Genomic DNA, 13336 nt, shown 5'->3' on the forward strand with positions numbered 1-13336 from the left:
GTTGTCAGCTGCGAGTTGTCAGTAAAGCATGGTCGGGGTTCTACGCACCCGGGCTGCGTTGAAGCCAACAACTAACAACGGATAACCGACAACCGCTTGCTACTCAGTATCCAGCACTTTGCAGCCGGCGTATTCGGGGTCTACCTCAATGAACACGGTGCCGCGGTTACGCAGAAACCACTCATCCAGGGCTTTGTTCTTTTTCTGAGTAAGGGCCGCGGTGGCAATTTTCTGGTAATCGTCCTTCAGGTTGGCCTGGTGCGGGGGCGTGTTCGATTTCAGCCAGATGATGCGCACGGCGTCCTTGCCATCGTCGGTGCGGTAGGGCAGGGGCTTGCTGATGCTGCCCACCTTCATGGTATCGATGGTGAAGAAGATGGCCGGATCGAGCTGATCCAGCGGGAGGTAGGAGCTGCCGTCGCGGCGGTTTTGCAGCAGGCCGCCGTTGCCCGCCGATTCCTTGTCTTCCGAGAAATCCTTGGCGGCTTTGGCAAACGTGATGCTGTCCTGCATAATGCGGGTGCGCAGCTTGCTTAGCTCGGCCGTGGAGGCGTCCACGTCGGCGGTGCCCGAGGTCGGCTTCATCAGAATGTGGCGCGAGTTATAGCTGTCACCCTTGCGCTCAATCAGCTGAATGAGGTGGTAGCCAAACTGCGATTTTACGATGGGCGAAAGGCCGCCGGGCTGCAGGCGCAACGCCGCGGCTTCGTACTCGGGCACCAGCTCCTTGCGCTTGAAAAACCCTAGGTTGCCGCCGTCCTTGGCCGAAATGGGGTCCTCGGAAAACTGCGTGGCCAGCTTGGCAAAGTCTTCGCCGGCCAAAATGCGAGCCCGCAAATCGTTCATTTTGGCCAGCGTGGCTTGCTCGGCCTTTTGGTCGGGCTTGGCCAACTTCACAATCTGGCCCACTTCTACTTCGGTGGAGTAGTACGGGAGCGAGTCTTTTGGAATCTTGCTGAAAAACTGGCGCACCTCGCGGGGCGTTACGGTTACCTTGCCCGAAATCTGGTCTTGCATTTTCTGCTGCACCAGTTGCTCGCGTACCTGCACGCGCAGTTCGTCCTTCAGCTGCCGGATGGATTTGTTGTAGTACTCCTCGAGCTTTTTTTCCGAACCAATCTGCTGAATGAAGTAATTCATGCGGCGGTTAAGCTCGCCGTTTACCTGGTCGTCGGTAACGGTTACCGAGTCGGTTTCGGCTTTGGCCAGCAGCAGCTTGTTGAGGGTAAGCGACTGCAGAATGCGGCAGCGCAAATCGGGCGGCAAAGGCTTGCCCTCGGCCTGCTGTTGCTGCTGCAGGTAGATGTTCTCCAAATCGGAGCGCAGCACAATCTGGTTGTCCACCTTCACCAGGATGCCGTCGGCTACGGGCTTGCCCGCGCGCGTTAGGCCGGCAAGTACTTGCGCCTGGGCACCTAGGGTATGGAAGGCCAGCAGCACCACGGCCGCCAATCGAAATAAGTGAGTCATGTCGGATGTAAAAGCAGCTACGGAGCAGGCTTGCCGGGCATTACTGCCTTGGGGGTGCACCTGCCGCTCCGCTCAGCAAACGCCAAACGCGGCCGGTAAATTTCAGCATAAATAGCCGAGCGGACAAAAAGCCCCCGAATTAGCGGGTTGCCAGCAGCAAGAGGCACCTAGGGGCCGCCCGGGTTGCATGCCCAGCCGCAAGTAAAAACCCTGACTTAGGCCAGCCTAGGTCAGGGTTTTGGCAAAGCAGAGCAGGCAGCTGCTACTTGGTTACGAGTTTGTTTACCTCGGCTTCGTTCACCTTCACCGGGTACTTGGTGCGCAGTTCCTTAATCCACTCCTGCTCCAGGTAGTTCTGGTAGTCGGAGGTGGCTTGGCCGCGGGCTTCGTTCAGGCTTTTGGGGCCAGCGGGCAGTACTTTGTCCACCACAACGGCGTAGTAGCGGCCGTCTTGCTGCACGTTGTAGGTACCGGGCTGCTGCGCCACGCCATCCACCACTTTGTTATCGCCCTTCGGGAAAGCGCGCTGCTGAATTTGCACCGCCAGCGGGTTGCTGCGGTTCAGGCGCTGCTCAATGATGGCCGGGTTGCGGGTGTAGCCGCGCAAGAACACGCTGGTAGCACCCGCGGCGGTGTTGGCTTCTTTGCCGCCCAACTGCTGGCCAGGCAGCACGCGCTTGGCCGGTACGCCTTTGCCCGTAAGGTAGGTGCGTACCTGGGCAGCACGTTGGGCCGCCAGCGGAATGGCCGCGTTGGTTTTGGCGTAGGCCGTGGCCGTAACGCTCAGCGTCGTATCGGTCAGCATTTGGTTGGCCAGGCTTTCGAGGGCCGAGGTGCCGGCGGCCGTAAGGGTAGCCGATTTGGCATTGAAAGCTACCGTAGCCGGAATGCCTTGGTCGGTAGGCATCGAAACCTCTGCCAGGTTTTTAGCGGAAGGCTTACGGAAAAACGCGGTGGCTTGGTCGCGTAATTCGGGCGTGGCCGCGCTAATGAGCGTGGCCTGCACGCGGGGCTCCCACTGGTACTTGGCTTGGTTGGCAGCGAAGTACTGCTTCAGGCCCACGGTATCTTCAATGGCCTTCGACCACACTTTTTCGTCCATCAGCTGAAACAGCAGAATCCCATCGCGGTACTCTTTCACGAGCATGCGGTAGTCTTCGTACTTCGTCTCGAGGTTGGCGCGCTCGTAGTCTTGCAGGCTTTGGTCGACGTACTGATCGTAGAGCAGTTGCAGGGCGTGCTGGGGCGTGGCGCCGGCGCGCGGCTGCTGGCGCTGCTCGGCAAACGCCAGGAACTCCTTAATGGTATAGGGTTTGGCACCGATGGTAAACAGCGGGGCCGTGGGCAACAGAGCGTTTCCCTTTTTGCCCTTGGCGGGCTGCGCGGCGGCCGTTTTGCTTAAAAAGGCATCGGACTTAAAAGTGCCTTTGGTAAGCGAGGTATCGGCTTGGGCCAGCAGCGCTTCGCGCACGGCGGGCACTTCGGTAAAGCTGTTTTCCGTCCGGATGCGCTTCAGGAAAGCCGTGCGATTCAGCTCAGAGCGCGAGTCGCGGGCTACGCGCTGCTTGAGGCCGGCTTCCATCTGCTCGAACGTCGGCACCGATTGTTTTTCGATCAGGCGGATAATGTGCCAGCCGTAGGGTGTTTGCACCGGTGCCGACAAATCGCCGGATTTTTGCAGCCGGAAAGCCGCTTCCTCAAACGACGGAATCATGCGGCCGGTGCCAAAGGGCGGCAGCTCGCCCCCGCTCGAGGCCGAGCCGGCATCTTCCGAGAACTGCGCAACCAGCTTTTCCCAGTTTTCGCCCTTGCGCAAGCGGCTGTACAGCTCGTCTACTTTTTTCTTTACCGTAACCGAGTCGGCTTTGGGCATGCCCGGCGTGGCCCGCACCATTAGGTGCGCCACCTTAATTTCGCCCTGCGCGGCGCGCACGTCGTTTACCTTGATGATGTGGTAGCCGAAGCGCGTGCGCACCGGCTGCGACACCTGGCCCGCCGGTGTTTTGTAAGCCACGGCCTCGAAGGGGTACACCATCTGCAGAGCCGTGAAGTAACCTAGGCGGCCGCCGTTTTCGCGGGCCGAGGGGTCTTCCGAAGCTTCGCGGGCCACTTTCTCGAAGTCCTCGCCGGAGGTTACGCGCTGGCGCAGCGCCGCAATGCGCTGGTAAGCAGCCAGGGTGTCCTTGGGGTCGGCTTCGGGCGTAATGCGCACCAGAATGTGCGAGGCGTTTACCTCTTTCTGCATGTGCTCGTAGGCCTCGCGCACCAGCTGGTCGGTTACGCTCTTCTCGGTGAGGTAGGGCTGGGCCAGCTGTTGCTTGTAGCCCTCCAGCTCGCGCTTAAAGGCCTGCGTGGTATCGAGGCCGCGTTGCTCGGCCTCCAGCACCTTCAGCTTAAAATTAGTGTACAGGTCGAGGTACTCCTGCACGCTTTCGCGCGAACCAGCGGTTGGGGCCGAGCTGTTGTTTTTGCGGTACACGTACGCAAACTCCGAAGCGGGTACCTCTTGGTTGCCCAGCGTCATGAGCACCGGCTGTTTGGCGGAAGCTGTGGGTTTGGTGCTTTGGCAAGCGGCCAAAAGCGTAGCCGCGAATGCGGCGCCGGAAAGCAGAATGCGGTTGTTACGCATACAAAATAAGTAACACAAAAAAGCCGTCCGCCACCTGGTCGCGCCAGAGTTGCGGACGGCTGCTTGTTGCAATGTTAAGCAATTTTTGGATGCCGCCGAGTAGCTGAAGATCAGGCCAAGCGCTTGCGCAACCGGCAAAAATTACGCTTGTCGATGGTCGTGAATTCCACTTGATCCATAATCCGGTTGACGAGGGCAATGCCAACGCCGCCCTTCTTGCCAATCCGAATGTGCTCGGCAATGTCGGGGTCTTGGTAAGCAGAGGGCGAAAACGACTGCCCGTCGTCTTCGGCCTCAAACCGAAACTCGTTGTTGTCGACGGCCACCCGAATGTCGAGGTTCTTGGATTCGTCCTCCAAATTCGAGTGGATGATGAGGTTGGCCACAATCTCGTCGACGGCCAGAATAATCTGGTTTTGCAGAATATCCGACAAATGGTGCGCGGCCAATACGCCACCCACGAAGTCGCGCACCGTCTTGAGGTTACGGCGGCTGCAACTGATGCGGATGGCGTGCGTCATAAGCTTGATAGCGCTAAAGGGCTAAATGGCAGTGGCTTCCTGCTCCGATGGCACAATCGTCATGAGCGAATCCAGACCTAGGATTTCGAACACGTTGTGCACCTTCTCCTGCATGTTGAAAAACACCAGCCGTACGCCCGCGTCTTGGAAGCGCTGCAGGTGCGAGATGAACACGCCCAACCCGGCTGATGAAATGTAGTTCAGCCGCTGGCAATCAATCATCACCTTGCGGAAGTTCAGGATTTCGGGCTTGGTGAGCTCGTTGTCGAGCAACACGGAGGAGCTGGCGTCAAGCTCGCCGTCGAGGGCAAGCGTTAGGGTATCGTTGGCTGCGTTCTGTACAATTTTCATAGGATACGTCTACGCGGCACCTAGGCCATGGGTTGAGCGTTCTTGAACTTGATGACGAGCAGCGTCTGGTCGTCGAAGGGCGGCAAGCCGCGGCTAAACTGCTCCAGATCGGTGATGATGGCCTGCTTTAGTTCTTCGGCTTCGAGGTAGTGCGAGCGAGAGAGCAGTTCGCGTAAGCGGGCCTCGCCGTATTCTTCATCCTCGGCGTTGCGGGCTTCCACAATCCCGTCGGTGTACATCACCATCACGTCGCCGGGGTTGTAGTCGTAGTACATGTTCTTGATGCGCTTCTCGTAGGAGGCGTCGCGAATAATACCCAGGCCCAAGCCCTCCGTCTGGAAGTAAAAAGACTCCTCGGTGATGGCGTTGTAGTAGAGCGTGTGGCAGTGGCCCGCGCGGGCGAAAGCAAAGCCCCGCTCTTTGTAGTCGATGATGTAGAACGAAGCCGTGATAAACGAACTGCGCTCGAGGCAGTGGCTAAGGGCCTGGTTGGCCATGGCCATAAACTTGCTGGGCTGCAGCGGCTGGCCTTTTTCGGGGCGGTCGAGCAGCATCAGCGAGTGAAAGATGCCCTTCATCTGCGCCACGTGGAAGGCCGCCGTGGTGCCCTTGCCCGATACGTCGCCGATGATGATGGCAATGCGCGACGAGCTGAGCTGCAAGAAGTCGTAGAAGTCGCCGCCCACCTCGCGGGCCGGCAGGCTGTGCCAGCGAATCTCGAACCAGCTGTCGGCCGGCAAGGTTTTAGGAATCAGGCCTTCCTGCACCAAGCTGGCAATTTTCAGCTCCTCCTTTACGCGCTCGTTTTGCAACGAATGCTCCAGCAGGCGCAGGTTTTCGATGCTCAGCACCGTTTGGCTGGTGAAGATCTGGAGCAAACTCAGGTTTTCGCGGTCGAAGCCCTGGCGGAAACGCTTCAGCAGGTAGAGCGTGCCGTAGTGGTGCTTGCTCGAGCGCAGCGGCATCACAATAAGCGAACCGTACTCCAGACCTAGGGCCCGGAAACCAGCGCTGTGCGGCAAATCGTTGTTGAGGTACTCGATGTGGCCGATGTTGTAATCGGTCAGCAGCTGACAAATGCCTTGGCGGGTGGTGGCATCCACCTTGTGCTCCAGAAACGGATTTGCGCCCTCGGCAAACAAATCAAGCCAAGCGGCGTCGGCCTCCACGGTTTGCACCGCCGAGTCGAAAAGCAAATTGTAAACTTCGTGCTCGGTTTGGCCTTTCTGAATGAGCTGCGCGAGGCGCTGCATGCTCAAAATCTCCTCGCGCTTCTGCTCGAATACGCCGGCTGTGGGCAGGTTGAATAGCGTTACGAGCAAGCCCATAACGGCGTAAAAGCCCGCGAAAAAACTCGTCAGGAGCAGAAACGCGTGCTGGGCCAGTGGGCCGGCCAGTTCGGGGGCCAGCTGCAGGTACCTGAAATACACTAGGTACGTGGCCATCACGCCCAACACGGCAGCCTGCAGAAATACAACCTCCCACTTTTGGCGGCGGTTGAGGTAAGCTACCCATTGCTGGTGGGCGCTGAGGTACACGCCCAAGCCCGCCAAAATGGCCATGATGGGATAAACCGTCCAGTGCAGGTTTTGGCCTTGTACAAGCCTAAACAGCAGAGTGGCACCCAATAGCAGCTCAAACCATTCCCACTCGCGGCGGGTGCTGGGTTGCGCCCGGAAGAAAACCAAGGAACGCCACGCGTAGCACGTGCGCGCCAGGAAGTACACAAACAGCCCTAGGTTGATGGTGTACAGCGTATTTAGGAGCAGTGGGTTAGTCGCCATGCCTGCCGGCAACACCAGCCGCTCGGCCAGGTGCAGGCCGGCGGCGCCCGCCGCCAGCAGCCCCGGGCCCAGCAGCAATTGCCGAAGCAAGGGCACAAACTCGGCCCCGCGCAGCCGATCGGGGCGGGAGCGTTCGTACACAAACACCCCGGCCGCAAACGCCGCTTGCGTGAGCAGAATAAGCCAATCGGGTGGGGTGCCCCACTGCGATGCGGCTGGCGCGTAGGCCCGCAGCAACATGCAAACCAACAAAGCCAACCAGCTCAGAACCGCGAGGGGCAATGCAACCGGAATAAGCTTTTCGCGGAAAGCAACCATGCAAGTGAGGAGAGAAGAAAATCAAGTTGCCGGGCGATGCAAAGCCACCGCCAAACGGACGCCCAAGATACGAACGCCTTGCAAAACCCGGACAGTTGTTGCGCCGGCCAGGCCCAACAAGAAGCAGCCGCCGCCCTAGGTGGGCGGCGGCTGCCGCAGGGTATCAACCGCGAAACTACCTAGGAGGTTGTTAGCGCGAGCTGTAGTTGGGCGCTTCGCGGGTAATCTGCACGTCGTGGGGGTGCGACTCGCGCAGGCCCGCGCCGGTAATGCGCACCAGTTGGGCTTGCTGCAGCGTGGGCACATCGGCGGCGCCCACGTAGCCCATGCCGGCGCGCAGGCCGCCCACCAGTTGGTACAGCACTTCGGCCACACCGCCCTTAAACGGCACGCGGCCCACAATGCCCTCGGGCACGAGCTTTTTTACGTCGTCTTCGGCGTCCTGGAAGTAGCGGTCCTTCGAGCCTTCTTCCATGGCCTCTACCGAGCCCATGCCGCGGTAGGTTTTAAACTTGCGGCCTTCGTAGATGATGACCTCGCCGGGCGCTTCCTCGGTGCCGGCCAGCATCGAGCCAATCATGATAGAGGAGGCGCCGCCGGCCAGTGCTTTCACCGCATCGCCCGAAAACTTGATGCCGCCGTCGGCAATAACCGGTACGTCGGTGCCTTCGAGGCCGCGGACGGCTTCCATTACGGCCGAAAGCTGCGGCACGCCAATGCCGGCAATAATGCGCGTAGTGCAGATCGAGCCGGGGCCTACGCCCACTTTCACGGCATCGGCGCCGGCATCGGCCAGGGCTCGTGCGCCGGCGGCGGTGGCCACGTTGCCGGCAATCAGCTCGAGGTTTGGGAATTGCTCTTTCACGCGGCGCACCATATCCAGCACGCCTTTGGAGTGGCCGTGGGCCGTGTCGATGCTGATTACGTCGACGCCGGCGTCAACCAAGGCTTTCACGCGCTCCAGTGTATCGGGCGTTACGCCCACGGCGGCACCTACGCGCAGGCGGCCAAACTCGTCTTTGCAGGAGCGGGGGCGCGAGCGGCGCTTCCGGATGTCGCGGTAGGTGATGAGGCCCTGCAGACGCCCGTCGGCATCAACCACGGGTAGCTTCTCCACGCGGTTGTTCTGCAAAATGGTTTCGGCCTGTGTCAGGTCGGTGCCCACGGGGGTGGTAATGAGGCGCTCAGCCGGCGTCATGACGGCGGTTACCGAGCGCGTAAAATCCTTCTCGAAGCGCATATCGCGCGAGGTAAGGATGCCGCGCAAGCGCCGGTCGCCGTCGACAATTGGGATGCCACCAATCTTGTTGTCGCGCATCAGCTTTTGCGCATCGGCCAAGGTAGCCTGCTCGCTGAGCGTGAGCGGATCGAGCACCATGCCGCTTTCGGAGCGCTTTACGCGGCGCACCAGCTCGGCCTGCGCCCGAATGCTCATGTTTTTGTGCACGATGCCAATGCCGCCCTCCTGCGCCATGGCAATGGCCAAGTCGGCTTCGGTAACGGTGTCCATGGCGGCCGAGATGAACGGGATGTTCAGCTGAATGCGGCGGGTGAGGCGGGTACGGGTGTCGGCGTCGCGGGGCAATACCTCCGAGTAGGCAGGTAGCAGCAGTACGTCGTCGTAGGTCAGCGCCTCGAAGGCAATCTTGGCGGCAGGTTCGGCGGCCATAGCAAAAGGCTGGTTACGTGGTTGACTCCTTTTGCCAAGCAAAGCTACGGCGAATTCCGGATTCTCAAGCTTGCGCAACCCGGCTTCGCCAAAAGCTACTCCGAGGCGCCGCCCACGGCCGGGGCGGGCACGGGGGCGGGTGTGCCGGGGCGCAAATCGAGATTGAACACTACCGAGAGCTGCAGCGTGTGGTTGTGCTCGAACACGCGCCCGCTGCTTTGCTGCACCAATTGATTGAGGTAGCCACCCTCGATGGTAAGCAACTTGCTGGCCTGGTAGCCAACTCCGCCGTAGAGGCGGTTTTGGTCGAAGATGTTGTTGCGCACGTTGTTGCCGAACCCGATGAACAGTTCGTCGGAGGCCACCAAGTAGGGCATGCCAGGCTCCAGCCGGCGGCCCAGCAAGGGCAACAGCAGCCGGAGCTGGTAGCGGGCCCGGTTGGAGTAGGTGTAGTCCGAATCGTTGGGGCGCCGAATCCAGCGCTGCTCGAGGCGGTAGCGGTGCTGCGTTTGCACGCGGCCGTCGGTGTCGCGCAGCACTACTTGCTGGTAAAGGCGGTTTTCAGGCGAGCGGCCGGCGGCCGGAAAGTTGCCGTACGGAAAAGACTTTTGGTAAGCGTAGCCCGCGCTGAGCACCAGGTTTTTGGTTACGTGGTAATCGAGGGCAGCGCGCACGAGGTTTTGCTGCGGGTTGCGGCCAAAGCTGGCCCGCCGCACTTGCGCTTCAGTAGCCACGCCCCATCGCTCCGAAAGCCGCACGCTGCCGTTGTACACCAGCCACAAGTGCCGGTTGTTGTCGGCCACGCGGCCTTCGGGCGCCTGCGCCAGGGCGGGGTGCAATCCTACGCAACCAAGTAGCAAGCCGGCCAGCAAATTGGCGGCACAAAAACGAGTAAACACGGGTGGGCGGGGTGGTATGTTAAGAGAAGGTTATCAAATATCGTTTTATGTTACGGGAATGTTACGCCCTGCTGTGTTAAGTTTTTGCCGCCCCCCGGGCCAACGTGGTGGAGCGCAGCAGTCGGCGGGCTGCCATCGAGGTGGGGGTTGGGCTAGCCGAATTGCTGTTCAGCAGAAAAAAGTGTTTCTGCGTATGTAGCGAGCCGACCCACTTCTCCTAGCTTGCACTTGTGGAAAACTCCGAAAATGACATCGTGGTCAGCTCCTGGGAAGAGCTGCAGCACACCTTGTTTCGCGACACCTGGGATGGCCGCATCGGGCGGTTTCGGTCGCCGTTTGTGTACCGCGGGGTGCGCTCCACCAACTACAACCTCAGCACCAGCTTGCAGCGCCTAGGTGGCAACTACCACGAGCTGGAGCACCACCTGCTGCGCAACTTCCGCAAGTATGCCCACGATACCACCATTCCCGATAAGGCCTCGGTATGGGATTGGTTGGCCGTGGCACAGCACCACGGTTTGCCTACGCGCCTGCTCGACTGGACGTACTCGCCCTACGTGGCGCTGCACTTCGCCACCGACGACCTCGACTCGTACCACGAAGACGGAGTGATTTGGGGGCTGAACTACGTAAAGGCGGCCGAGTACATGCCTGCCCCGCTGCGCGAGGCGCTGTGGGCCGAGGGCTCCAACGTGTTCACGCCCGATTTGCTGGAGCCCGTGTGCCGCAACCTGCGCGAGCTGGCCGACATGCAGCCCGAAGAGCCCTTTTTGCTTTTTCTGGAGCCGCCTTCGCTCGACGCGCGCATTGTGCATCAGTACGCCTTGTTCGCCCTGATGTCGACGCCGCAAGCCTGCCTCGACAATTGGCTGGAGCACCACCCCGAACTGTGCTACAGGATTATTTTGCCGGCACGATTGAAGTGGGAAACCCGCGACAAGCTCGACCAAGCCAACATTACCGAACGCGTGCTTTTTCCGGGCCTAGGTGGCCTGAGTCGCTGGCTGCACCGGCATTACAGCCCCGCCGTTAGCCACGACCCGCGCACCAAAAAGCTGCCTGGCTACTAAGCTGCGCCAAGCAACTACTGCCCGTTGCTTTGCTCGAAGCGCTTTTTGGTGAGCTTGGTGGGCACAGCCGTAAGCGGGTCGTCGGGCCAGGGGTGCTTGGGGTAGCGGCCGCGCAGGTCTTTGCGCACCTCGAAGTAGCCCGACTGCCAGAAGCTGCGCAAATCGCGGGTAACCTGCACGGGGCGTTGGGCCGGCGAGAGCAGGTGCATGGTAAGCGGCACGCGTCCGTTGGCAATGCGCGGCGTATCGAGCAGGCCAAACACTTCTTGCAGCTTCACGGCTAGCACGGGCGCCGCTGGCTCGCTATAGTCGATGCGCACGTGCGAGCCGCTGGGGACCTCGAGGTGCGAAGGCGCCAGTCGATCGAGCTCTTGGCGCTGCGCCCAACCGTTGGGCAAGCGTTGGAGCAGCAGCTCTGCCACGTCGAGGCGGGCTACCTCACCTAGGCTGCGCAAACCAGCCAAATGCGGAGCCAGCCACTCGGCGGCGTCGGCCAGTAAGGCTTCGTCCGATACATCGGGCCACTCCTCAGGGAAGTGCAAGTGCAAAAAGGTCAGCCGCTCGCGCAGTTGCTGGGCTGCTTCCGTCCAGTTCAGGTTGCGTAGGTCGGCTGCCTTTAGTGCTTCGAACAACGCTGCGGCAATTGCCTCTGCATCGGGGTTGGGCTGGTTGGCTTCGCTGAGCACCAAGGCACCTAGGCGGCGCAAGCGGCGCGCTACCACGCGGCCGGTGGTGGCATCAAAGCGCACCTCGCTCTGCTCCTCAATTTGCTCGGCAAACAGCTCTTCCACTTCGGTCCGGCTTAGCGGGGCAGCCATGGCGGCGCGCGGCGCGGCGGCGGTGCCATCGAGGTAAGCGGCAGCGAAGAAGGTGTCGTCGGCAGCGAAAAACTCACTTGGCAAAGCCACGCGTTGGCCTGTAACCAGCCGCAGCCGCTCGCCGCCTTCGCGCTGACCCAGGCGGTCGGGGTAGGCGAGGGCAGCCAACAGGCCTGCGGTGTCGGGCTCGAGGTCGGCGGCTTTTACGCCGGCCCGGTTGCGCAAGGCCTGCGCGGCTTCGCGCACGCGGCGCACACCGCCGGCATCGGCTACGAGGCCGGGCAGCGGGGCACGGCCGGTTTGTAAGGCTTCGAGGCGTAGGCGCAAGTCGGGCGGGGCGGGTTGGCCATCGGTGGCGCGCAGCACGTCGCGTTCGGCCAGCAGGGCCGCCAGGGCACATGCCGTAGGGCCGTGGCCCAGCTCGCGGCCGCGCACTACCAGGTGCCCCAAGCGCGGCGGCAAACCTAGGCGGGCCAACTCGCGCCCGTGGGCGGTGGGCTGCCCCGCGGGGGTAAGGGCACCTAGGCGCACCAGCAACTCGCGGGCTTGCGCTAGGGCGGGGGCAGGCGGTACATCGAGCCATTGCAGGGCCGTTGCATCGGTGGCGCCCCACAAGGCCAGCTCAAGCGTAAGGCTGCTGAGGTCGGCCGTGAGAATTTCGGGTGCCAGATGCGCCGGCAGCTGGTCGTGGTCGGTTTCCGTCCAGAGGCGGTAGCAGATGCCGGGACCCAGGCGCCCGGCGCGGCCGCGGCGCTGGTCGGAGGCGGCCTGACTTACGGGCACGGTTTCGAGCGTGGTGAGGCCCGTACGCGGAATAAACCGGGGTACGCGCGCATAACCAGCATCAACCACTACGCGCACCCCCTCAATGGTGAGGCTGGTTTCGGCAATGCTGGTAGCCAGCACCACTTTGCGGCGGCCCACGGGCGCGGGGCGCAGAGCGGCGTCCTGCTTATCGAGCGGCAGCTCGCCGTGCAGCACGTGCAAGTCTACCTCGGCCGGCAAGGCCGGCTCCAGCCGTTCGCTTACACGGCGTTGGTCGGCGAGGCCCGGCAAGAACACCAGCACGTCGCCCTCGTGCTCGGCCAAGGCCTGGCGCACGGTGGCAGGTGTAAGCTCGGCCATGCGCTCGGCGGGGCGGTTGGGCAACCCGGCGGCGCGGCGCGGGCTTAGGTAGTGTGTGGCCACGGGGTGCATGCGGCCTTCGCTGCTAACCACGGGCGCCTGCAACCACGTGCCGAGTCGGGCCGCATCGAGCGTAGCCGACATCACGAGCAGGCGCAAATCGGGGCGCAAAACGCTTTGGGCGTCGAGCGTAAGCGCCAGCCCTAGGTCGGCCTGTAGGCTGCGCTCGTGAAATTCGTCGAAGAGCACGGCAGCAATGCCTTCCAGCGCCGGGTCGTCTTGCACCAAGCGCGTCAGAATGCCCTCGGTTACAACCTCAATGCGCGTTTGGGCCGATACTTTGTTTTCGAGGCGCACGCGGTATCCCACGGTTTGGCCCACCGGCTCGCCCAGCAGCTGCGCCATGCGCGTTGCGGCTGCCCGGGCGGCTAAGCGCCGTGGCTCCAGCATCAGAATCTTTCCCTCCTGCCGCCAATCAGCCTCCAGCAAAGCCAGCGGTACCAAGGTAGTTTTGCCGGCGCCGGGTGGCGCTTGCAATACTACGCGGTTGTGGGCTTGCAGCGCAGCCGTAAGCTCGGGCAGCGCCGCCTGAATGGGCAAATTGGGGAGGAGCACTGGGGTACGGGAGAAGGGTAAACTGTAGCGCTGAGTGGCACTCGGCGCGGCCGCCGCAGGTGGCCAT

Annotated in this window: 9 protein-coding genes; 1 reads left to right on the plus strand and 8 read right to left on the minus strand. The window is 61.7% G+C overall.

The window, feature by feature from the left end:
* Positions 1-99: 99 nt before the first annotated feature.
* From D3Y59_RS16660 to D3Y59_RS16690, 7 genes are all read right to left on the minus strand, one after another.
* On the minus strand, positions 100-1470 hold the full coding sequence (locus D3Y59_RS16660; RefSeq protein WP_119446065.1) for a peptidylprolyl isomerase: 1371 nt from the start codon (positions 1468-1470) through the stop codon (positions 100-102).
* A 262-nt stretch (positions 1471-1732) separates the two neighbouring features.
* Positions 1733-4099: a peptidylprolyl isomerase gene (locus D3Y59_RS16665; protein ID WP_119446066.1), complete on the minus strand. Its 2367-nt coding sequence runs from the start codon at positions 4097-4099 to the stop codon at positions 1733-1735.
* Between the two features lie 110 nt (positions 4100-4209).
* Positions 4210-4620, minus strand: a complete 411-nt coding sequence (locus D3Y59_RS16670; protein WP_119446067.1) for an ATP-binding protein — start codon at positions 4618-4620, stop codon at positions 4210-4212.
* Positions 4621-4641: 21 nt separating this feature from the next.
* Positions 4642-4971 (minus strand): STAS domain-containing protein, encoded by a 330-nt coding sequence (locus D3Y59_RS16675; RefSeq protein ID WP_119446068.1) that lies wholly within the window; start codon positions 4969-4971, stop codon positions 4642-4644.
* Between the two features lie 20 nt (positions 4972-4991).
* Positions 4992-7073, minus strand: a complete 2082-nt coding sequence (locus D3Y59_RS16680) for a PP2C family protein-serine/threonine phosphatase (protein ID WP_119446069.1) — start codon at positions 7071-7073, stop codon at positions 4992-4994.
* A gap of 190 nt (positions 7074-7263) precedes the next feature.
* Entirely contained in the window at positions 7264-8742 is a 1479-nt protein-coding gene (gene guaB, locus D3Y59_RS16685) for an IMP dehydrogenase (protein WP_119446070.1), read from the minus strand.
* A 95-nt stretch (positions 8743-8837) separates the two neighbouring features.
* Complete coding sequence (locus D3Y59_RS16690) at positions 8838-9641, minus strand: DUF2490 domain-containing protein (RefSeq protein ID WP_162910858.1); 804 nt, start codon at positions 9639-9641, stop codon at positions 8838-8840.
* A gap of 230 nt (positions 9642-9871) precedes the next feature.
* On the opposite strand from D3Y59_RS16690, the gene D3Y59_RS16695 reads away from it, so the two are divergent.
* Positions 9872-10711, plus strand: a complete 840-nt coding sequence (locus D3Y59_RS16695; protein ID WP_119446072.1) for an FRG domain-containing protein — start codon at positions 9872-9874, stop codon at positions 10709-10711.
* 14 nt (positions 10712-10725) lie between these two features.
* Here D3Y59_RS16695 and hrpB read toward each other — a convergent pair whose 3' ends face one another.
* On the minus strand, positions 10726-13269 hold the full coding sequence (hrpB, locus tag D3Y59_RS16700) for an ATP-dependent helicase HrpB (RefSeq protein WP_119446073.1): 2544 nt from the start codon (positions 13267-13269) through the stop codon (positions 10726-10728).
* Positions 13270-13336: the final 67 nt, after the last annotated feature.

It is taken from the genome of Hymenobacter oligotrophus (assembly GCF_003574965.1).
GTDB lineage: Bacteria > Bacteroidota > Bacteroidia > Cytophagales > Hymenobacteraceae > Solirubrum > Solirubrum oligotrophum.